Here is a 20967-nt window from a genome sequence, read left to right as displayed (position 1 = left end):
GCAGAGCAGAACAGGGCCGGGCAGGGCCGATTCACCAGGGCAGCGGGGTGCCGTCATGGTTCAGGAAGGTGCCGTTGTCCGCCGGGCCGAGGCGGGCGAACGTGGTGCGCAGTGACGCGACGCTGTCCTCGACCGAGAGCTGGCCCTGCGGCCCGCCCATCGCCGTGCGCACCCAGCCGGGGTGGACCGCGACGCAGGTGGCGCGGTCGGCCAGCGCCAGCGACACGTCCTTCATCACCGAGTTCAGCGCCGCCTTGGACGCGGCGTAGAGCCAGCCCGTCGTCTGCTGGCGCGCGCCGAGGCTGGCCATCGTGGACGACAGGAACACCACCCGGGCGCCCGGCGCCAGCGCGTCGAGCAGTTGCGGGATGACGCGCATCGGGCCGAGCACGTTGGTGTGCATCACCTGGTCGAAGTCGGTGTCGGCGGGGGTGTCGAGCGTGCGCAGGCGCGGGCCGTAGACCCCCGCGTTGACGACGACGAGGTCGAACGCCTCGCCATCGACCTGCCAGGCCAGACCCGACACGCTGGCCATGCGGGCCACGTCGATCCGCAGCGCCTGGGCGCCCAGGGCGGTGAGCGCGTCCAGACCTGCGGCCTCGCGGGCCGTGGCGGTGACGCGCACGCCGTCGGCGCGGTACTGCCGCACGAGTTCCAGGCCGATGCCGCGCGAGGCGCCGACCACGAGGACGGAGGAGGGAAGGGGCGGAGGGGTCATGGCAAATCCGTGCGGGCCAGCTTGGCCGCCAAACCGAGGAACAGCACGCCGCCCAGCCCGTTCAGCCAGCGACCCGGTGTCGCCGAGCCGCCGCCCAGGTGGCGCAGCCGCGCGGTCAGCAGCACCAGCGCGGTGAGGAACAGCGCGCTCTGCAGCACGAACCAGCCGCCGAGCGCGAGGAAGGCCAGCGTCTTGTGCGGCGCGTCCGCGTCGATGAACTGCGGCAGGAAGGCGAGGAAGAACAGCGCGACCTTCGGGTTCAGCACATTGGTCAGCAGGCCCTGCCGGAACACCCGCCCGTGCGGCACGGGCACCGGCGCGGTGGTCACTGCGGCAGCGGCGGGTGCAGCGGGCCTCAGCGCGCTGCGCAGCATCCCGACCGCCAGCCAGACCAGGTAGGCCGCCCCGAGCCCCTTGAGCACGGCGAACGCCGTCGCCGACACCGCCAGCAGCGCTGCCAGCCCGAAGGCCGCCGCCAGCGCATGCACGACGCAGCCCGCGCTGATGCCCGCCGCCCCCGACAGCCCGGTGCGCACGCCGTGCTGCAGCGTGCGGCTGATGGTGAACACCAGATCGACCCCCGGCGTGGCGTTGAGCACCAGCACCGTGGCGGCGAAGAGGGGCAGGTCGTGCAGGCCGAGAAAAGACATGGGCACTTCCGCGTCAGCGAGGAACGATCACGCGTGGCACCAGCCCCAGACGCTGTGCTCGCCGTGCAAACCGTCGGTCGTCGAAGGTGGCCATCGATTCACAGTCGCGGTAACTGGCATGGTGCAAGGCGTCAGCGAAATCCAGTGCGTTGCTGTCTGCGGCCATCAAGGCGATGGCGGTTTCAATGGCAGGGCGATCCTCGATCAGCACATGCGGCAGCGTCATCAGGTGCTGCACGACCTGCGCCACTTGCGCTGCAGAAAACTGGTAGTAACCGCGCATGACCCACTCGAATTCCAGCAGCACGGTTTTGGCGACGACCAGCGACTGGCCTGACTCGACCAGTTGCCGGGCACGTTCACGCTGCTTTTGCGCTTCCGTGTCTCCCGCATCCTCGATGTAGTAGCGGGCCAGGATGTTGGTGTCGAGGCCGATGCTCATCGATGAGGGGGGTTCTTGCGCGTGCGCGGTCCAGGCGTTGCCAGCGTTGCAGCGTCGAAATCGACGGGCACTGCGGACATCGGACTCTTGAGCAGACCGAAACCGCTGCCAGCCCGTGTGCTGGCGGCAGCGGGTGGGTCCGGCAAGTGCATTTCCAGGTGGTCATTCACGACCACCAGCTCCACACGGCTGCCATGCTGCAAACCGAGCCGCTTGCGCAGACTCAGCGGGATGGTGATCTGACCCTTGCTGGTGATGGAAACCGTGCTCATCGTGCGACTCGCCTTGTTCAATGCCCGTGGTGGAACCGAGTGTGCCTCATGGCCGTCCGCTTGCCAGCACTGTCGCTTTGACGCCGTGCATGTTGGATGATTTTTTGCGACTTGAATTTGAGTATTTTGAGATTGGGAGAATAGACCTCAACCAACGCTGCGCGGGCATCTCGAAATACCGATGGCTGATGATGGCAATGATCATCAGATAGCAAAAGAAAACCAGCACGGCCAGCGGTGACTTGAAGATGTCACGGCTGACATGGAAGTAGTCCGCCAAGCCGACACAGAGAAGCTGCAGCGGAAAGTGCCACAGGTACAGCGAGTATGAGATATCGCCCAGGAACGACAGTTTCTTGCCGAGAGCACCATTCTGGGTTTCGATGACGGCCAAGCTCAGAATGGTGACGGGGAACAGGACCAGAATCGGGAACAGGTAGGTCAGCCACCAGAGGGCCGAGCGGCGGACAAGGACAAATTCGTTCAGTGAAAACGCGATCGAGGCCACCCACAGCACCACGGTGAGCAGGTAGAGCGGGGCAGGCCAGCGGTGTGCCGTGCGGTGGCTGATCAGTCGCAGGTACAGCGGGTAGAGGCTACAGCCCAGAAAAAACGCCCAGAGGCCGCGCCCCATGGACAGGTGCAGCGGCAGGATCATGAACCCCAGCAGCGACAGGGCAAAGATGATGGACAAGCGTCCCTTGGCCCACCGGCACAGCAGGAAAAAGACAACGTACAGGAACACCTCCACCGACACCGACCACGTCGGCGAGTTGAAGGACAGTCCTTTTTCCAGACCGACCGACGAGGCAAAGAAAATATTCAGAATGAAATGGTAAAGATCGTTGTCGGCATAGACAAAGTATTGACCTTGTGTTTTCAAATAAAGCGCTTGCCCCACTGCAACGAGAATCAACGTCAAGAAATGCAGCGGATAGAGGCGCGAAAATCGCAGAATGAAGAACTCACCCGCCGAGACTTTTCCTTCTGAAATGTTCTTGGAATACAGCCAGAAGAAAATGAACCCCGACAGCGTGAAAAACATGTCAACGGCCAGATGGCCGCTTCTGTAAAAGAGAAAAAACAGGCTGTAGAGCGGCTGAGACGGGATGCTGAAATTGGCGGGTGGGGTGACACCGGAAAAATAGAAATGCTGCCAGTGCCAGAAAATGATGGCTAGCGCAGCCAAACCGCGCAGCGCATCCAGTGAATAAAGGCGCGTGGGTCGATTCGAGGTCGATGTCATCGTCTGTTCTTCAGGAAAAGAAGTAACAAAATGATACATCGAAACCCTGTGCCAACACCCCCTCGCCCCGGTGGACAGGTCGGGGGGGCATGGACTCACAGCAATTCAACCGCCAGCGCCGTCGCCTCGCCCCCGCCGATGCACAGCGCCGCCACGCCCTTCTTCAGCCCGCGCTTGCGCAGCGCGCCCAGCAGTGTGACGACGATCCGCGCGCCCGAGGCGCCGATCGGGTGGCCCAGCGCGCAGGCGCCGCCGTGGACGTTGACGATCTCGTGCGGCAGCTTGAAATCGGCCATCGCCGCCATCGTCACTGCGGCGAAGGCCTCGTTGACTTCCCACAGATCGACCTCGCCCGCCTGCCAGCCGGCCTTGGCCAGCGCCTTGTGGATCGCGCCGGCCGGGGCGGTGGAGAACCACGCCGGGGCCTGCGCATGGACCGCGTGGCTGACGATGCGCGCCACCGGCGTCAGGCCGCGCGCCGCTGCGGTCGATTCGCGCATCAGCACCAGCGCCGAGGCGCCGTCCGAGATGCTGCTGGCGTTGGCGGCGGTGATGGTGCCGTCCTTCTTGAACGCGGGCTTGAGGCTGGCGATCTTGTCGAGCTTGGCCTTGAAGGGCTGTTCGTCGAACCGGAACACCTGGTCGCCGCCACGCGCCTTGGCCGTCACGGGGGCGATTTCCCAGTCGAAGCTGCCGTCCTCGTTGGCCTGCTTGGCACGCACGGTGGAGGCGATGGCGAAGTGGTCCTGCGCCTCGCGGGTGAAACCGTATTGTTCAACGCAGGCTTCGGCGAACACGCCCATCGCCTTGCCGCGCTCGTAGGCGTCTTCCAGTCCGTCCATCGCCATGTGGTCGAACATCTGCGTGGCGCCGTACTTCACGCCCTTGCGCGCGAACATCAGGTGCGGCGCGTTGGTCATGCTCTCCATGCCGCCAGCGACCACCACGTCTGCGCTCTCGGCCTTGAGCATGTCGTGGCCGAACATCATCGCGCGCATGCCCGAGCCGCACATCTTGGACAGCGTCACCGCGCCGGCCGACTGCGGCAGCCCCGCGGCGAGCACGGCCTGGCGTGCGGGCGCCTGGCCCTGGCCGGCCATCAGGCAGTTGCCCATCAGCACCTCGTTCACCGCATCGCCTGGAATGCCGGCGCGCTCGACCGCGGCGCGGATCGCCACGCCGCCCAGTTCCCAGGCGGCGAGGCTGGAGAAGTCGCCGAGCAGGCCGCCGATGGGCGTGCGGGCGGCCGAGACGATGACGATCGGATCAGACATGGAGTGCTCCTGTTGTGTTTCGGGGTCGGGGTCAGGGTGGGGATCGACGGTGGGAAAAGCGCTTGTCCTGCTCGTAGGGGAAGACATCGTGGACATGGCCGGCCTGGATGCGGTCCTTGTGCCCTTGCCAGAAGGCGGCGTCGAGCAGGTCGCCGTGGTGCTTCATGAACACGGACCGCACGGCGTGGTTGCCCAGCAGGAACGGCCCGAACGTCTCCGGGAACACGTCCTTCGGGCCGACCGAATACCAGACCTCGCCGCTCATCTCCTCTTCCTCGTTGCGCGGCTCGGGCACGCGGCGGAAGTTGCAGTCGGTGATGTATTCGATCTCGTCGTAGTCGTAGAAGACCACCTTGTTGTGCCGCATCACGCCGAAGTTCTTCCACAGCATGTCGCCGGGGAAGATGTTGGCCGCGACCAGGTCCTTGATCGCGTTGCCGTATTCGATGACGGCGTGTTCGAGCTGCGCGGGGGTGGCGTCCTGCAGGTAGATGTTGAGCGGGATCATCCGGCGCTCGATGTAGACATGCTTGAGGATGACCTCCAGCTGTCCATCGCCGTCGCGGTCGGAGATCTCCAGCAGGCTGGGCGCGAACTTCTCGATCTCGGCGATCAGCGCGTCGGTGAAGCGCGCGCGCGGCAGGGCGACGTTGCTGAACTCCAGCGTGTCGGCCATGCGCCCGACGCGGTCATGCTGCTTGACCAGCAGGTACTTGCTCTTGATGAGGGCGCGGCTGGTGTCCTTCTGCGGCGGGTAGTAGTCCTTGATGAGCTTGAAGACAAAGGGGTAGCTCGGCAGGTCGAACACCAGCATCACCATGCCCTTGATGCCGGGCGCGATGCGAAAGTGGTCGGTCGAGTGGCGCAGGTGCAACTGGAAGTCGCGGAAGAACAGCGTCTTGCCCTGCTTCTGCAGACCGAGCGCGTTGTAGATCTCGCTGCGCGGCTTCCTGGGCATCATCGAGCGCAGGAACTGCACATAAGCCGAGGGGACTTCCATGTCGACCAGGAAGTAGGCCCGCACGAAGCTGAACAGCCGCTGCAGGTCGTCCTCGCCGAAGAGCGCGGCGTCAATGAAGAACGCGCCGTCCTCGGCGTGCAGGATCGGCAGCGCGAACGGCGTCTCGACATGGCCGTTGACGATCTTGCCGATGACGTAGGCGCCCTTGTTGCGGAAGAACAGCGACGACAGCACCTGGAGCTGGAAGTTGGTGCGCAGCCGGTCCTGACCGATGGCGGCGTCGGCGGCGGCGTGCACCTCGTCAAGGTCGCGCTCGAAGTCTTCCCACGGGCCTTGCAGGTCGAAGCTGCGCACGACCTCCGCCAGCGTCTCGCGCAGCGTCGCCCGTGTCGGGTACCAGGCGCGGAAGGTCGGCTTGGCCTCGGGCTCGTCGTTCTCGATGTACTCGGTGGAGACCGCCGGACGCACGAAGATGAAGTCGTTGTGGAAGTAGTCCCGGTGCAGGATGTGGGTCGTCACCGAGTTGAAGAAGGTCTCGGCGAGTTCGGGCTGGTGGTGGTTGGTGAGCAGGCCGATGTAGTGCAGCTTGACCTGCTGCCACACGTCCATGCCGAGCGAGCCGGCCTGGAACTCGGTCTGCAGCCGCTCGACCGCTTCGGACACCCGCAGGTCGTAGAACTCGATGCGCTCGCGCTGGGCGCGCTGCTGGCCGTGCCAGTCGGCCTGTTCGAAGCGCTTCTGGGCCTGGGCGCTGGCCTCGCGGAAGAGGCGGTAATGGCGGTTGAACCCCTCGATCAGCACACGGGCGATGTCGAAGGCGCGGGTGTCGGTGAGCTGCTGGGGGAACATCGCGCGGGTCTCCGCTCAGATTGTCGTGCTGCTGCCGAGGTAGCGCCGCTGCACCGACTCCACCGCGCGGGCGTGGGCCGGCTCGATGTCGTCGATGCCCGCCACCGTCATGCGCAGGTCTTCGAGCAGGCCGTTGTGCAGCCCGTAGACCCAGCCGTGGATGATGACCTCCTGCCCGCGCAGCCAGGCGTCCTCGACGATGGTGGTGCGGCAGACATTGCGGGCCTGCTCCAGCACATTGAGTTCGACCAGCGCATCGACCCGCCGCGCGGCCGGCACGCGCTCAAGGAAGATGCGGTGCGTGTTGCGCACGTCCTGGATGTGGCGCAGCCAGTTGTCGGCCAGACCCACGCGCAGGTTGTTCAGCGCCGCCTTCACGCCGCCGCAGTTGGAATGCCCCACCACGATGATGTGCCGCACCTTCAGCGCATCCACCGCGTACTGGATCACCGACAGCGCGTTGAGGTCGCTCGGCACGACCACGTTGGCGATGTTGCGGTGGACGAACAGCTCGCCGGGCAGCAGATCGACCAGCTCGTTGGCCGGCACGCGGCTGTCGGCGCAGCCGATCCACAGGTATTGCGGCGTCTGCTGCTGGATCAGCCGGGAGAAGAAGCCGGGCTCGCGTTGTTCGATCTCGGCGGCCCAGCGGCGGTTGCTCTCGAAGAGTTCGTTCAGTTCGGTGCTCATGCGCGGATTGTTGACTGGCAGTGATGGCAGCGGGCTGACAAGCAGGTTTCGAGCCTCCAGGCTGGGCCGCGGATGGTCTGTTGTGTCGGTTGTGATTGACGTTTACGTAAACGTCAATCATAGCGACCCCCTCAGCGTTCCGGCATCCGGGTTTGTCCCGCCTCGGCCAGCAGGCCTAGCGCCCGCTCCTCGTGCTGCTGGATCTCGGCCAGCGTGATGCGAATGTCTTCGAGCTGCTGCTCCAGCTGGTCGCGGTGGCTCTGCAGGATCGCCAGGAAGGCGTTGAGCTGCTGCGTGGTGTCCGAGGGCGACTCGTACATGTCCACCAGCTGCTTGATCTCCTGCAGGCTCAGGCCGAGCCGCTTGCCGCGCAGCGTGAGCTTGAGCCGGGTGCGGTCGCGCACGGTGTAGACACGGTTGCGGCCGTCGCGCGCCGGGGTCAGCAGGCCCATGTCCTCGTAGAAGCGGATGGCACGTGGCGTGATGTCGAACTCCTGCGCCAGCTCCGTGATGGTGTAGGTGACGCCGCAGGTCGCCTGGGCGACATCGCCGGCGTCTGGGGTCGAGCGGTCGAGGGTGGTCATGGATACACTGCCGTTGACGTTAACGTAAATCACTGGGACGGACGTCAGTCTACCCAGTCCGGCCTCTGGAGCAGACATGGCGAACCCGCAGGAACACGAACTCACCTATGTGCTGGGCGACACGCTGCCCGCCAGCGGCCAGACGCTGGAGATCGCGCCCGGCATCCGCTGGCTGCGCATGGGGCTGCCCTTCGCGCTGGACCACATCAACCTCTGGCTGGTGCGCGACGAGGTCGACGGCCGCCAGGGCTGGACCATCGTGGACTGCGGCATCGCCAACGACGCCACCCGCGCCGCGTGGGAGCGCATCTTCGCCGAGGAACTCGACGGCCTGCCCGTGCTGCGTGTCCTCGTCACGCACATGCACCCGGACCACATCGGCCTGGCGCACTGGCTGACCGAGCGCTGGAGCACGCCCGAGTGGCCGTGCCGGCTGTGGATCAGCCTGTCGGACTGGAACGCGGCGCGCATGGCGTCGATCTCGACCACCGGCTTTGGCGGCGAGGCGGCGGCCACCTTCTTCGGCAGCCACGGTGTGACCGATCCGGCCGCACTCGACAAGGTGCGCCAGCGCGGCAACTACTACGCCAGCATGGTCCCGGCCGTACCGCGCCAGTTCCGCCGCATGATGGAAGGGCAGCGGCTGACGATGGGCGGCCATGTCTGGACCTGCCACGCCGGCTTTGGCCATGCGCCCGAACACATCAGCCTGCACTGCGAGGCGCTCGGCGTGCTGATCTCGGGCGACATGGTGCTGCCGCGCATCTCGACCAACATCAGCGTCATCGACATCGAGCCGGAGGCCGACCCGCTGCCGCTCTACCTGGCGTCGATCGAGCGCATGCGCCGCCTGCCCGCCGACACGCTGGTGCTGCCGGCCCACGGCAAGCCCTTCCGCGGCCTGCACCCACGCATCCAGCAACTGCAGGACCACCACACCGACCGGCTGGCTGACGTGATGGCCGCCTGCGCGGTGCGGCCGCATTCGGCGTTCGAGATCCTGCCGGTGCTGTTCAAGCGCGAACTCGACCTGCACCAGCTCACCTTCGCGATGGGCGAGGCCATCGCCCACCTGCACGCGCTGTGGCTGGACGGCGACCTGAAGCGGGTGCGTCAGGCCGACGGAGTCTGGCGCTTCGGGGTGGTCTGAGCCGCCGAGGAGGCCTTGCGGGACGAGGCCTTCTTCTTCGCAGCCGGCAGGCCGACCCGCTCGACCATCTCCTGCGCGAAGGCGACGAAGGCCAGCGAGCCCTTGGCGTTCGGGTCGAACACCACGCCGGGCAGGCCGTAGCTCGGCGCCTCGGCCAGCCGCACGTTGCGCGGGATGATGGTCCGGAAGACCTTGTCGCCGAAGTGCGCCTGCAGCTGCTCGCTGACCTGCTGCTGCAGCGTGATGCGCGGGTCGAACATCACCCGCAGCAGGCCGATGATGCTCAGGTCGCGGTTCAGGTTGGCGTGGACCTGCTTGATCGAGTTGACCAGGTCCGACAGCCCCTCCAGCGCGAAGTATTCGCACTGCATCGGCACGATCACGCCATGGGCGCAGGTCAGGCCGTTCAGCGTCAGCAGGCTCAAGCTGGGCGGGCAGTCGATCAGGATGAAGTCATGCTCGTCCTGCACCTCGGCCAGCGCGGCCTTCAGCCGGCGGTCGCGGTGTTCCAGGTTGACCAGTTCCACCTCGGCGCCAGCCAGTTCCCGGTTGGCCCCCAGCACGTCGTAGCCGACCTTCTCCACCGTCTGCCGCGCCTCGCGCACGCTGGCCGAGCCAAGCAGCACGTCGTAGACCGTCAGCGCCAGCGCCCGCTTGTCGAGGCCCGAGCCCATGGTGGCGTTGCCCTGGGGATCGAGGTCGACCAGCAGCACGCGCTGGCCGATGCGCGCCAGCCCGGCGGCCAGGTTGACGCTGGTGGTCGTCTTGCCGACGCCGCCTTTCTGGTTGGCGATGCAGAAGATCTTGGCCATGTGGGGGAGGGCGCTCGGGCCGTGGTCGGTTCGTGGGGAGGGGCCGGCAGACAGGCCGGCCGGTGATCAGGAGCGTATCAGGCGGAGCCCGAATCCGATCATGCACAAGCCTGCGAAACGCTGAAGGGCCATGCCCAGTCGCCGATGGGCGCGTACCTTGGCCGCGACCGCATCGGCAAACGCGCACAGCGTCAGGCACCACACCGCGGTGATGACCGCGATCGTCAGCGCCATCGCGGCGAAGGTCGGGACGCCACGGTGCGTCGCGGGGTCGATGAACAGCGGAAAAAACGCCATGTAGAACACGATGGCCTTCGGGTTCAGCACGGTGATCAGCAGCGCCTGGCGGGCGTACTGGCGTGGCGCGATCTGCACGGGGCTGGCCGAATCGCCGTCCCGTGCCAGCAGCAGCTTCAGACCGATCCAGCCCAGGTAGCCCGCTCCGGCCCAGCGCACGGCGTCGAACAGTGTCGGGTGCGCCGCCAGCAGCGCCGCCACCCCGGCGACCGCCAGCCACAGCAGGATCTGGTCACCGACGATCAGCCCGAGCGTCGCCGCCGCACCGCCCCGGAATCCCCCTTTGGAGGTCGCGCCCAGCAGCGCGAAGGTGCCAGGCCCCGGCAGCGCCAGGAACACGACGATGGCGGCGCAGAAAGCGCCGTAGTCCGCGATGCCGAACATGTCAGTGGTTCCTCATCCTCATCCAGACGATGCAGCGCTCGGCGTTCAGGCCCGGCACCTGCAGCGGTTCCACGTGGAACACCTCGACATCGGCCGGCAGCGCGGCGATCTCGTCGGCCGGGTGCTGGCCCTTCATCGTCATCCACACGCCGCCTGGCGCCAGCAGCGGGCGCGTCAGCGTCACGATGTCCGGCAGCGAGGCGAAGGCGCGTGCGGTGATCAGTGGCCACTGCGTGTCGGTGATCGCCTCGACGCGGGTGTGGCGCGCCTGCAGGTTGGGCAGGCGCAGCTCGGCCGCCACCTGCCGCACGAAGGTCACCTTCTTCTGCACGGTGTCCACGCAGGTGACCGTGATGTTCGGCTGCGTGGCGGCGATGACGACGCCGGGCAGGCCGCCGCCGCTGCCCACGTCCAGCACCGCCGTCGCCGCCCCGCCCGTGTGTCGCCGCATCGGCGCGATCACCGCCAGGCTGTCCAGCAGGTGGTGCGTCAGCATCTGCGCTGGGTCGCGCAGCGCGGTCAGGTTGTAGACCTTGTTCCAGCGCGCCAACAGGTCGAGGTAGCCCAGCAGCCGGTCGGCCTGCGCATCGTCGAGCGGGCAACCGAGGGCGTCGGCGCCGGCCATCAGTTCATGCCGCATGGACGAACCCCTGCATCCGGTGTTTTTTCAGGTGGACCAGCAGCAGCGAAACCGCCGCCGGCGTCACCCCGGAAATCCGCGACGCCTGCCCCAGCGTTTCCGGCTGGTGGCGGGTGAGCTTCTGGCGCACCTCGATCGACAGCGCCGTGACCTGCGCATAGTCGAGGTCCGGCGGCAGCTTCAGGTGCTCGTAGGCGCTGGCGCGCTGCACCTCGTCGTTCTGCTTGTCGATGTAGCCGGCGTACTTGGTGGCGATCTCGACCTGCTCGATCACCGCATCGGCCAGCACCTCGCCCAGCTCGGCCCGCAGTGTTTCACGTGAAACCACCGCTTGTGGGCTGGCCACGGCCTGCACCTCGGCCAGCGTGTCGAAGGTGATGCCCGGCCGGCGCAGCAGGTCGGTGAAGTTGTATTCGTGCTCGATCGCCTTGCCGAGCAGGCGCTCGCCGTCCGCCGCCGGCAGCGTGGCCGGGCGCACCCAGGTGCTCTTCAGGCGCTGTGTTTCACGTGAAACCGCGTCCCGCTTGCGGTTGAACGCATCCCAGCGCGCATCGTCCACCAGCCCGACCTGGCGCCCGAGTTCGGTCAGGCGCATGTCGGCGTTGTCCTCGCGCAGTTGCAGGCGGAACTCGGCGCGGCTGGTGAACATGCGGTAGGGCTCGGTCACGCCCTTGGTGATGAGGTCATCGACCAGCACGCCCAGATAGGCCTGGTCGCGGCCAAAGGTGAGGGGGCCCTTGCCCTGCACCTGCAGCGCGGCGTTGGCGCCCGCGTGGAGGCCCTGCGCAGCGGCTTCTTCGTAGCCGGTGGTGCCGTTGATCTGGCCGGCGAAGTAGAGGCCGCTGATCGCCTTCGACTCGAAGGTGTTCTTCAGCTCGCGCGGGTCGAAGTAGTCGTACTCGATCGCGTAGCCGGGGCGCAGGATGTAGGCGTTCTCCAGCCCCGGCATCGTGCGCACGGCGGCGAGCTGGATGTCGAAGGGCAGGGAGGTCGAGATGCCGTTCGGGTAGAACTCGTTGGTCGTCAGGCCCTCGGGTTCGAGGAAGATCTGGTGCGAGTCCTTGTCGGCGAAGCGGTTGATCTTGTCCTCGATCGACGGGCAGTAGCGCGGGCCGATGCCCTCGATCACGCCGGTGAACATCGGACTGCGGTCGAAGCCGGTGCGCAGGATGTCGTGGGTCTGCTGGTTGGTGTGCGTGATCCAGCAGGGCACCTGGCGCGGGTGCTGCGCCGCGTTGCCGAGGAAGCTGAAGACGGGCACCGGGTCGAGGTCGCCGGGCTGCTCGATGCACTTCGAGAAGTCGATCGAGCGGCCGTCGATGCGCGGCGGCGTGCCGGTCTTCAGGCGCGCCTGCGGCAGCTTCAGCTCCTTGAGCCGCGCCGACAGGCTCACCGCCGGCGGATCGCCCGCGCGGCCGGCCGGGTAGTTGTTCAGGCCGACGTGGACCTTGCCATCGAGGAAGGTGCCCGCCGTCAGCACCACCGCCGCCGCGCGGAAGCGGATGCCGATCTGCGTCACGGCGCCCACCACGCGGTCGCCTTCGACCATCAGGTCGTCCACCGCCTGCTGGAAGATCCACAGATTCGGCTGGTTCTCCAGGCGGTGGCGGATCGCGGCCTTGTAGAGGATGCGGTCGGCCTGGGCCCGCGTGGCGCGCACGGCGGGGCCCTTGCTGCCGTTGAGGATGCGGAACTGGATGCCCGACTCGTCGGTCGCCGCCGCCATCGCGCCGCCGAGCGCATCGACCTCCTTGACCAGATGGCCCTTGCCGATCCCGCCGATCGACGGGTTGCAGCTCATCTGGCCGAGGGTCTCGATGTTGTGGGTGAGCAGCAGCGTGCGGCTGCCCATGCGGGCCGCGGCGAGCGCGGCCTCGGTGCCGGCGTGGCCGCCGCCGACGACGATGACGTCAAATTCCTGGGGGTAGAGCATCGGGCGCTCCGTGTGAAGACCGGGGGGTCCGCACGGGGCGCGCGGACAAACCTCGATTTTAGTTTCGTGCGGCCACGGCGCGTGCGTGCAGTGCAGAGACCGCTTCCGGCACCATGCGGCTCAGCGCATCGCGGGCTTCGGACGAGGCGATCATCTCCACCTGCTCCGGCGTCATGCTGTCCGGGTCGCCGCCGAGCAGGATGATCGGCGCCAGCAGGTCGGCCAGTTCCGGGTCGTCGAACATCGCGTTCCAGTGCTCCGGCGACAGCGCGGTGGCGTGCAGGAAGCCGATGCACCACAGCTCCGCGTCCACCACCACGTCCGAGGCGTCGTCGCTGCCCGGCACCTCGGCGATGCCGAACAGCGGCTCCAGCGTGTCCGGGTCTTCCTGCAACTGGCGGTCGATCGAGGCGAGGTGGCGCAGCGCGAGCTGCACGACACGCTTGGTCTGCTTGCCGCTGGCGAAGGGCGAGCTGTCCGGGTCGTCGCTGCCCCACAGGGCCGGCACCCAGACATCGGACGCCGGCAGCGTCGGCGTCAGCAGCAGCGCGGTCAGGTAGCCGTCGAGGCTCTCCATGTCCATGATCGACTCGTCCGACGCGGCCGACAGCAGCAGCTGGTCGAGTTCGTCCATCTCCGCTTCGGTCAGCGGCGGGTTGTCGAGGGCGGGGTTGTATTGGGGGTGTTTCACGTGGAACAGCGGGCAGGCCGCGGCAGATCGGGAGGCGGTCAGTGTGGCACGATCGGCGCACCATGGAATGCCGTCCCCGCTGCGCTGCCTGCTGCATTGCGCCCTCGATCTCCAGCCCGATTCCCGGCATGCCCGATGGCAAGCCGGCAGGTGTGCCCTGCGTCCAGCTCGATGCCGACCTGCGCTGCAGGATCTTCGGCCAGCCGGAGCGCCCCGCTGTCTGCGGCGGGTTGCTGCCGAGCGAAGAGATGTGCGGCGACAGCCGCGAGCAGGCGATGCGCTGGCTCGGCTACATGGAAGACCTGACGCGGCCCGGCTGAAGTTCCGCCATGCTCTGGCAGTCAGGCCCGCCGACCCCGGTGCGGCCTTCCTTTCAACCGGAGTGTTCCACGTGAAACTGCACATCGCCCCCCGCGCCCCGAACCCGCGCCGCGTCCAGATGTTCCTTGCCGAGAAGGGGCTGTCGATCGAGACGGTGCCCGTGGCGATCAACACGCAGGAACACCGCTCGCCCGAGTTCGTCGCCAAGAACCCGGTGTCGCGCGTGCCGGTGCTGGAGCTGGACGACGGGCGTTTCCTCGGCGAGACCCGCGCCATCTGCACCTGGTTCGAGGGCCACCACCCGGAGCCGAACCTGATGGGCGTCGATGCCGACGAGCGCGCCTTCATCGAGATGCACGACCGGCGCGCCGAGTTCTACTGCCTGCTGCCGATCGCGAACTGGATCCGCCACTGCCACCCCGGCCTCGCGCCGCTGGAACAGCCGCAGTTCCCCGAGTTCGGCCAGTCGCAGGCCGGCAAGCTGCCCGATCTGCTGCGGGTGTTCGACGTGGAACTCGCATCGCGGCCGTACTGGGCGGGGGATCGTTTCACGATCGCCGACATCACCGCCTTCTGTGCGGTCGAGTTCGCGCGCGGGCTGATGAAGTTCCGGCCGAGCGACGCGGGGCTGATGCACCTGCAGGACTGGCGCGACCGCATCAACGCGCGGCCGAGCGCCAAGGCGGGGATGTGAGCCGCCCGACGGTGAACCCGGCGGCCCCCCCGACCGTCAGAACGCGCTGGCGTAACGCGCCAGCTCCCAGCCCGACACATGGCGCGCATACGCCAGCGCCTCGTCGCGCTTGAGCCGCAGGAACTCGCCCGTCAGCACCGGCCCGAGCGCCTCACAGACCACGTCATCCGCCGCCAGCGCGTCCAGCGCCTGGTCGAGCGACTGCGGCAGCAGCGCGATGCCCCGGGCGCGGATGTCGGCCAGCGGCAGTGCGAACAGGTCGTCGGTGCAGTCCGGTCCGGGGTCGAGCTGGCGGTCGATGCCGTCGAGACCGGCGGCGATCAGTGCGGCGGTGGCGAGGTAGGGGTTCGCGCTCGCGTCCGGCACGCGCCACTCGAAGCGCCCTGGCAGCGTGCGGACCATCGCCGTGCGGTTGTTCGGCCCGTGCGCGATGTAGGCGGGCGCCCATGTCGTGCCGGAGAGTGATTCGCCGACGACCAGCCGCTTGTACGAGTTCACCGTCGGCGCCGCCAGCGCGCACAGCGCCGCCGCGTGGTGCAGCACCCCGGCGATGAAGTGCCGGCCCAGCGCGGAGAGGTTCGCGCCCGGCGGATCGCCCGCCTCAGGCTGGAACACGCAGCGCGCGGCGTCGCCGTCGCCCGTCCACAGCGAGGCGTGCACATGCAGCCCGCTGCCCGGCTGGTTCGCGAACGGCTTCGGCATCATCGAGAACACCATGCCGCGTGCCTCGGCCAGCGCGTGCGCGGCGAGCTTGAACAGCATCACGTGGTCGGCGCTCGCCAGGGCTTCGTCGTAGGCGAAGTTGACCTCGTACTGGCCGTGCGCGTCCTCGTGGTCGAGCTGCAGCACGTCGAGCCCGGCGTCGCTCAGCACCTGCCGCAGCGCCTGCAGGAAATCGAGCTGGCGCGGCAGCGACTTCAGATCGTAGGACGGCTTGTCGAGCCGGTCGCCGTCGTCGGCCGGTATCCAGCGGCCGTCCGGCGTGTGGCGCAGCAGGAAAAACTCCGGCTCGATCCCCGTGCGCAGCGACCAGCCGCGCGCCGCCAGCCGCCCGGTGGCGCGGCGCAGCACCTGGCGTGGGCAGGCCTCGAACGGCGTGCCGTCCACGAAGCCGTCGCCGACGATGCGCGCGACACCCGGCATCCACGCCAGCGGCTGCACGGTGGTGGCATCCCCGCGGGCGTAGAACTCCGCACGCGGCCCCGTGCGCGGCAGGCCCGTGCCCCAGATCGACGGGCCGGCAAAGCCTGCGCCGACGCGCAGCACGCCGTCCAGGTGGGCCAGCGGCACGAGCTTGCCCTTGGCGGTGCCGTGCAGGTCGGTGAACTGGACGAGCAGGGTGTGAATCCCCTGGGCATGCAGGCGGGCAGACAGGTCCGTGGGCAGGTGGGGGGTGGCGGTCATGGCTGGACAGTGTCCCGTGTCCGGGACATGGCCGCAACGGGCGTCAAGGAGGAGGCCTCTGTCCCGGTGCCCCCAGGCTGCGCAGATCCCGCAACCGGGTTTCCAGCGCCACCGAACTGAGGACGCCGAAATGCGCCGACACCGGCCGCCCCCAGGCGTCGAGGAACAGCGTCGTCGGCAGCCCGCGCGAGCCGATCGCCGGGCCGAGCCGTGCACCGGGATCCAGCAGCACGTTCTGCAGCGGCAGTCCCAGCGTGTGCAGATAGGACTGCACTGCCTGCGCCGACTCGCCCTGGTTGATGTACAGGAAGCGCACACCGGCCGCACCCCGTGCCTGCTCGCGCTGCTGGGCGGCGTGCAGCACGGGCATTTCCTGCCGGCACGGGCCGCACCAGCTGGCCCACAGGTTCACCACGGTGGGCTGTCCGCGTAGGAGTGTCGGCAGCACCACGGGCTGTGCGGCCGGAAAGCTGACCAGCTCCAGGTCGGGCAGGGCGGGTGGGCGTTGCTGCTGCTGCCAGACCAGTACACCACCCCACAGCAGCAGCCCGGCCGACGCGCCCGCCACCAGGGCGCTGCGCAGGGCCGGGTGGCGGTACAGCGCATGCAACAGCACCACCAGACCCGCCGCCAGCCCGGACGGCAGGTGCCAGCCGCCGTCCCGCAGATCCAGCGCCGACAGTGGCGCAGCGGCATACAGATCGGCCTGCCCGGCGATGTGGACGAGCCGTGCGGCCAGCAGCCCGATGCCTGCCGCGTGCATGACCGAGCGGTCGGCCTGCGCGGCGTCTGCGCCAGTGCGGCGGGCGAGTCGGCTGGCCAGCCAGGCGGACAGGGCGATGGACAGCAGCAAGGCCACTGGCGCCAGTGGCAAGGCCAGTGGACCGAGCGTGATCGACAGCATGGGTGGAGGCGGCCATCGCCAGTGGTGAAAATACCTGTAACCGTATCACGGCATGCTGTCCGGCGTCGAATGGTCGGCATGCCGGGAGTGTCGGGAATGTCGGGGATGCCAATGTGATGGAGGGGCGCCCAGTCGCTGCGTGCAGATCCGTGTCAACGCCGCCGCCGAGGCATAGCCGACCGCCTCGGCCACGGTCTTCACGGGCCACCCCTCGGCCAGCCGGATCCGCGCCACCCGCAGCCGCCAGTCGGTCAGGTAGTCGCCCGGCGGTACGCCGACCGCGGCCCGGAACCGCGTCGCCAGCACCGTGCGCGACCAGCCCGCCTCGGCCGCCAGCGTCTGCAGCGTCCACGGCAGGCCGGGGTGCGCATGCACGGCGTCCAGCACGCGCCGCAGCCGCTCGTCCGACAGCGCGCCGAGCAGGCCGACCCGCCCGCGCGCGCCGTCCACCGCCTGGCGCAGCACCTGCAGCAGCAGCGCCTCGGCCAGCCGCGCCAGCACCTCGCCGTGCGCATCTGCTGCGGCTTCGTGTTCACCGACCAGCAGCGCCCAGGTGGCGGCCATCGGGGGCGGCATCTCGCGCTGCGGCACCACGACCAGCAGCGGCAGCGCGCCGATCAGTGGGTTCAGCGCCGGATCGCCGAAATGCACCGGCGTGCTCAGCAGCGTGGCGCCGCGGTCGCTCATCGCGCGCAGCGTGTGGGCGGTGGGGCTGGGCAGCCAGAGCAGCGCCGGCTGGAGCAGCTGCTGGCGCCCGATCCGTGTCGGGGCTTCGTCCATCCCGTCGATCTGGACCGGCCCGTGCAGCAGCAGGTGCAGCCAGCCGGGCGCTGAGGGGAGGGCGGTGTCAGGGGAGACCGGCGCCGACAGCGGAGTCGGACGGACCGGGCCGGCGTTCAGCGGAAAGCGTTGCAGCAGCGTCGTCAGGCGATCGTTCATCCGCGGATTTTCCGAGGAATGTGCGAACGATCAGGCAATCAAAATGCTGTTTTGATTGCCAAAGATTCAGACTGCCGCCAATGTATTTTTTAAGCAACGAATTTGGATTATTTGTAATAAATTGAAACAATTTCAGGGGTGTTCCGGCCACCGGATCACCCCTGTGGACAACCCCGTTCCGACCAGCACGACGGCCCCGCCCAGCAGCATCGATCCCGTCACCGCCTCGCCCAGAAACAGCGCGCCCCACAGCGTCCCGAACACCGGCACGAGGAAGGTCACCGTCACCGCCCGCGACGCGCCTACACGCTCGATCAGTCGGAAGAACAGCACATAGGCGATGGCCGTGCAGCCGACGCCGAGCACTGCGGCGGCGGCCCAGGCGAGTGGTGCGGGGGTCTGCGCCGGCCAGGTCCACAGCGCGAACGGTGTCAGCGCGACGGCCGAGACGATCTGCGAGCCGGCGGCGTTGACCATCGGGGGCACGCCGGTGAGGTGGCGCTTGGTGAAGTTGGCTGCGAAGCCGTAGCACAGCGTCGCGCCGACCATCGCCAGCAAGGCCCAGCCGGAGCCGCCGGGCTGGAAGTCCGCCTTGTCCGCCGCCAGCAGCACGACCCCCGCCATGCCGATCACCAGCCCGGCCACCCGCCCCGCGCCGAGCCGGTCATGCAGCCAGACGGCGCCGATCAAGGCGGTCATGATCGGCACGGTCGCGTTCAGGATCGATGCCAATCCCGCCGTGATCGACAACGTTGCCCAGGCGATGAGCACAAAAGGGATCGCGCTGTTGAACAGTCCCATGACGGTCACCAGGCCGATCCGCTCACGCAGCGCGTCCACCTGGCCGCCCCAGACGAGCAGTGGCAGCAGGCAGACCGTGGCGATCACCACCCGCAGCCACATCAGCGGCAGCGCGCCGAAGGCCGGGGCGGCAAAGCGCATGAACAGAAAAGAGCCGCCCCAGAGGGCGGCCAGCAGGACGAGGTCGGCGAGGTCACGCGGCTTCAAGGGCAACTCCTGGGGGGCCGGATTCGAAGGCCAGCAGTGTGCGCTTGCGGTCCAGACCGCCCGCGTAGCCGGTGAGCGCGCCGTCGCGACCGACGAGGCGGTGGCAGGGGATGAGGATCGACAGCGGGTTGCGGCCCGTCGCCGCGCCCACGGCGCGCGACGCGGCGGGGCGCCCGAGCGCGGCGGCGACCTCGCCGTAGGTGCGGGTGTCGCCGTGGCCGATGCGGGCCAGTTCGGCCCAGACGGCCTGCTGGAACGGTGTGCCCGCGGGGGCCAGTGGCAGGTGGAAGGTGCGGCGCCGGCCCGCGTACCAGTCGGTCAGCTGCGTGGCAGCTTCCTGCAGCAGCGGGTGCTGGTCATCGCGTTGCCAGTCGGGCGCGGGGCCGTCGAAATGGCGTTGCCCGACGAACCACGCGCCGCGCAGGCCGGCCTCGGAACAGGCCAGGACCATGGTCTGAAGCGGCGTTGACAGTTCTGACCAGAATGTGCTTGTCTGCATGGGGGCTCCCAGGAAGTGGCCAAGTGAAATGGCGGGCCACCAACGGGATTATCCACAGCAGATTCAGGCTGACTCGCTGATGTATGGCGAGATTTTTCGATCGGGATGGCCAGTGTTATCCACAGCTTGTCAACAGGCTGGCAGTGGTGTCGCGGGCCACCCCGGGTCAGAGGGCCGGTTCAGCCTTCCAGGGCCTGGGCGTCCAGTCGAGCCCTCAGGTCGGCGGGCAGTGCGAGCTGGCGGGCCAGTTCGTCCAGATAGGCGCGCTCCATGAAGCTTTGGTCATCCGCGATCAGCAGGCTGGCCAGGTACATCTCGGCGGCGAGCGCGGAGTCGCCTCGGGCTGCGCGGGCCACCTGGGCCGGGTCCAGTGGCCGCTGCAATTCCTGGTCGACCCAGTGGCGCAGCGCGTGGTCGGCGGCGAGTCGGCCGAGTTCCGCCTCCAGCAGGCTGCGCTCCCGGGCATCCAGGTGGCCGTCGGCCTTGGCGGCGGCAATCATCGCGGTCAGCATGGCCTGGCTGTGCGTCTCAGCGTCCGCGCCGAAGAGCCGATTGACCGTGCGTGGTGCCTCCAGGGGCAGGGCGGATGGCGGTTGAGGCCGGGAGGGGTGCCCTGTAGTCTGGGACGACTGCCATTGGCTGTAGGCTTTGTAGGCCATCAGCCCGATCGCTGCGATACCGCCGTATTTGACCGCCTTGCCGGCATGTCGCCGTGCCTGCTTGTGGCCCAGAAGCAGGCCCAGTGCCCCGGTGGCGGCAGCGCCGGTGGCGGTACCGGCGCCGAAGCTGCCCCAGTCCATGCCGCGCTGCGGGGACGGGCTGTTTGCTGAGGGCGCCGCCGGGAAGCCGCGGTGTGGCGCGGACCCTGGCGGTTGCGGAGTCTGGCCCTGCATCAGCGTCATGCCTTGACGCAGCAATTGTTCGAGCATCGATTGGGCGCTCATCTCGGGGTTCCTTCTTGGGTCATGGACAGAGGCAATGCCGGGGATAGATCGACCCGGGCACAGTAGGTTCCCCGCGGACCTTCTCCCGGTCATCAGAACACCAGGGCCACGATGAACACCCCGACCATCATGCAGGCCAGCACCACCTTGGCTAGCAGGCCGGCCAGCAGACCCAGCCAGGTGGCCACCCCGACCTGGACTGCACGTTGCTGGTCGCGCTGTGCCAGGTACTCGCCAACCGCTGCTCCGACCAGCGGCATGAACAGCACCCCCACGATCCCCATGAACAGGCCGACCACGGTGCCGAGGGCAGCGCCGAACAAGGCCTGCCGGCTCGCGCCGGCACGTCGGGCGCCGAGCAGGGCTGCCGCATAGTCGAGTGCCCATGCCAGCACCGCCAGCACGGCCACCAGACCGACGGTCCAGCCGCCGACACGGGTGTAATCGTCGATCCAGGCGCCGAGCACGATGCCGCCCAGCACCAGGGCCGTGCCCGGCAAGGCTGGCAGCACGGTGCCGGCCAGACCCGCAGTGATCAGCGCCGCACTCAGCAGCCACCAGAGGGTATCGGTCATGGTTGTCGCAGTCTCCCGATCATTGGATACATCAGATGCATTCGCTGCACCAGATGCGGGTGGGCGCCCAGGGATCAAGGGGTGCT

Annotated in this window: 24 protein-coding genes; 3 read left to right on the top strand and 21 right to left on the bottom strand. The window is 68.1% G+C overall.

Annotated features, from left to right (window positions below; translation table 11 throughout):
* Positions 1 to 31: 31 nt before the first annotated feature.
* From U5O44_RS22655 to U5O44_RS22615, 9 genes are all read right to left on the bottom strand, one after another.
* A complete protein-coding gene (locus U5O44_RS22655; protein ID WP_322590696.1) occupies positions 32 to 718 on the bottom strand; it encodes an SDR family oxidoreductase in 687 nt (228 codons plus the stop codon).
* Positions 715 to 1368, bottom strand: a complete 654-nt coding sequence (locus tag U5O44_RS22650; RefSeq protein ID WP_322590695.1) for a LysE family translocator — start codon at positions 1366 to 1368, stop codon at positions 715 to 717. Before U5O44_RS22650 ends, U5O44_RS22655 begins: the two co-directional genes overlap by 4 nt.
* A gap of 13 nt (positions 1369 to 1381) precedes the next feature.
* Positions 1382 to 1810 (bottom strand): type II toxin-antitoxin system VapC family toxin, encoded by a 429-nt coding sequence (locus tag U5O44_RS22645; protein ID WP_322590694.1) that lies wholly within the window; start codon positions 1808 to 1810, stop codon positions 1382 to 1384.
* A complete protein-coding gene (locus tag U5O44_RS22640; RefSeq protein ID WP_322590693.1) occupies positions 1807 to 2082 on the bottom strand; it encodes an AbrB/MazE/SpoVT family DNA-binding domain-containing protein in 276 nt (91 codons plus the stop codon). The genes U5O44_RS22645 and U5O44_RS22640 overlap by 4 nt, the downstream gene beginning before the upstream one ends.
* 46 nt (positions 2083 to 2128) lie before the next feature.
* Complete coding sequence (locus tag U5O44_RS22635; protein WP_322590692.1) at positions 2129 to 3328, bottom strand: acyltransferase family protein; 1200 nt, start codon at positions 3326 to 3328, stop codon at positions 2129 to 2131.
* Positions 3329 to 3423: 95 nt separating this feature from the next.
* A complete protein-coding gene (locus tag U5O44_RS22630) occupies positions 3424 to 4602 on the bottom strand; it encodes an acetyl-CoA C-acyltransferase (protein ID WP_322590691.1) in 1179 nt (392 codons plus the stop codon).
* A gap of 31 nt (positions 4603 to 4633) precedes the next feature.
* Positions 4634 to 6412, bottom strand: coding sequence for a bifunctional isocitrate dehydrogenase kinase/phosphatase (gene aceK / locus U5O44_RS22625; protein ID WP_322590690.1), 1779 nt, complete (start codon positions 6410 to 6412; stop codon positions 4634 to 4636).
* A gap of 15 nt (positions 6413 to 6427) precedes the next feature.
* Positions 6428 to 7102, bottom strand: coding sequence for a carbonate dehydratase (can, locus tag U5O44_RS22620; protein WP_322590689.1), 675 nt, complete (start codon positions 7100 to 7102; stop codon positions 6428 to 6430).
* A gap of 131 nt (positions 7103 to 7233) precedes the next feature.
* Positions 7234 to 7686, bottom strand: a complete 453-nt coding sequence (locus U5O44_RS22615; protein WP_322590688.1) for a MerR family transcriptional regulator — start codon at positions 7684 to 7686, stop codon at positions 7234 to 7236.
* Positions 7687 to 7762: 76 nt separating this feature from the next.
* Here U5O44_RS22615 and U5O44_RS22610 point away from each other — a divergent pair, with 76 nt between their 5' ends.
* Positions 7763 to 8836 carry an MBL fold metallo-hydrolase gene (locus U5O44_RS22610; RefSeq protein ID WP_322590687.1) on the top strand — a complete coding sequence of 358 codons (1074 nt, stop codon included), beginning with the start codon at positions 7763 to 7765 and terminating at the stop codon, positions 8834 to 8836.
* Here U5O44_RS22610 and U5O44_RS22605 read toward each other — a convergent pair.
* From U5O44_RS22605 to U5O44_RS22585, 5 genes are all read right to left on the bottom strand, one after another.
* Positions 8800 to 9648, bottom strand: a complete 849-nt coding sequence (locus U5O44_RS22605) for a ParA family protein (RefSeq protein ID WP_322590686.1) — start codon at positions 9646 to 9648, stop codon at positions 8800 to 8802. The two genes, U5O44_RS22610 and U5O44_RS22605, sit on opposite strands and share 37 nt — an antisense overlap.
* A 66-nt stretch (positions 9649 to 9714) precedes the next feature.
* Positions 9715 to 10329 carry a LysE family translocator gene (locus U5O44_RS22600; RefSeq protein ID WP_322590685.1) on the bottom strand — a complete coding sequence of 205 codons (615 nt, stop codon included), beginning with the start codon at positions 10327 to 10329 and terminating at the stop codon, positions 9715 to 9717.
* Between the two features lies 1 nt (position 10330).
* The gene (rsmG, locus tag U5O44_RS22595) at positions 10331 to 10969 is read right to left on the bottom strand and encodes a 16S rRNA (guanine(527)-N(7))-methyltransferase RsmG (protein ID WP_322590684.1); all 639 of its coding nucleotides are present in this window, start codon (positions 10967 to 10969) and stop codon (positions 10331 to 10333) included.
* On the bottom strand, positions 10959 to 12902 hold the full coding sequence (mnmG, locus tag U5O44_RS22590) for a tRNA uridine-5-carboxymethylaminomethyl(34) synthesis enzyme MnmG (RefSeq protein WP_322590683.1): 1944 nt from the start codon (positions 12900 to 12902) through the stop codon (positions 10959 to 10961). The genes rsmG and mnmG overlap by 11 nt, the downstream gene beginning before the upstream one ends.
* Positions 12903 to 12960: 58 nt before the next feature.
* Positions 12961 to 13593 carry a UPF0149 family protein gene (locus tag U5O44_RS22585; protein ID WP_322590682.1) on the bottom strand — a complete coding sequence of 211 codons (633 nt, stop codon included), beginning with the start codon at positions 13591 to 13593 and terminating at the stop codon, positions 12961 to 12963.
* Positions 13594 to 13655: 62 nt separating this feature from the next.
* Here U5O44_RS22585 and U5O44_RS22580 point away from each other — a divergent pair, with 62 nt between their 5' ends.
* Complete coding sequence (locus U5O44_RS22580; RefSeq protein ID WP_322590681.1) at positions 13656 to 13913, top strand: YkgJ family cysteine cluster protein; 258 nt, start codon at positions 13656 to 13658, stop codon at positions 13911 to 13913.
* Between the two features lie 71 nt (positions 13914 to 13984).
* Complete coding sequence (locus U5O44_RS22575; RefSeq protein ID WP_322590680.1) at positions 13985 to 14608, top strand: glutathione S-transferase family protein; 624 nt, start codon at positions 13985 to 13987, stop codon at positions 14606 to 14608.
* 36 nt (positions 14609 to 14644) lie between these two features.
* Here U5O44_RS22575 and glnT read toward each other — a convergent pair whose 3' ends face one another.
* From glnT to U5O44_RS22540, 7 genes are all read right to left on the bottom strand, one after another.
* A complete protein-coding gene (glnT, locus tag U5O44_RS22570) occupies positions 14645 to 16012 on the bottom strand; it encodes a type III glutamate--ammonia ligase (RefSeq protein WP_322590679.1) in 1368 nt (455 codons plus the stop codon).
* A gap of 43 nt (positions 16013 to 16055) precedes the next feature.
* On the bottom strand, positions 16056 to 16916 hold the full coding sequence (locus U5O44_RS22565) for a TlpA disulfide reductase family protein (protein WP_322590678.1): 861 nt from the start codon (positions 16914 to 16916) through the stop codon (positions 16056 to 16058).
* 45 nt (positions 16917 to 16961) lie between these two features.
* The gene (locus tag U5O44_RS22560) at positions 16962 to 17855 is read right to left on the bottom strand and encodes a helix-turn-helix transcriptional regulator (RefSeq protein ID WP_322590677.1); all 894 of its coding nucleotides are present in this window, start codon (positions 17853 to 17855) and stop codon (positions 16962 to 16964) included.
* A 132-nt stretch (positions 17856 to 17987) separates the two neighbouring features.
* A complete protein-coding gene (locus tag U5O44_RS22555; RefSeq protein WP_322590676.1) occupies positions 17988 to 18863 on the bottom strand; it encodes a DMT family transporter in 876 nt (291 codons plus the stop codon).
* Positions 18850 to 19362, bottom strand: coding sequence for a methylated-DNA--[protein]-cysteine S-methyltransferase (locus U5O44_RS22550; RefSeq protein WP_416222229.1), 513 nt, complete (start codon positions 19360 to 19362; stop codon positions 18850 to 18852). The genes U5O44_RS22555 and U5O44_RS22550 overlap by 14 nt, the downstream gene beginning before the upstream one ends.
* Positions 19363 to 19541: 179 nt before the next feature.
* Positions 19542 to 20306, bottom strand: a complete 765-nt coding sequence (locus tag U5O44_RS22545; RefSeq protein ID WP_322590674.1) for a tellurite resistance TerB family protein — start codon at positions 20304 to 20306, stop codon at positions 19542 to 19544.
* Positions 20307 to 20398: 92 nt separating this feature from the next.
* Entirely contained in the window at positions 20399 to 20881 is a 483-nt protein-coding gene (locus U5O44_RS22540; RefSeq protein WP_322590673.1) for a DUF456 domain-containing protein, read from the bottom strand.
* Between the last annotated feature and the right edge of the window lie 86 nt (positions 20882 to 20967).

Origin of the sequence: Sphaerotilus sp., from assembly GCF_034519685.1 — a bacterium.
GTDB lineage: Bacteria > Pseudomonadota > Gammaproteobacteria > Burkholderiales > Burkholderiaceae_C > Sphaerotilus.
Note: the sequence above shows the minus strand (reverse complement) of the source record. Positions and strands in the feature narration are given on the sequence as shown.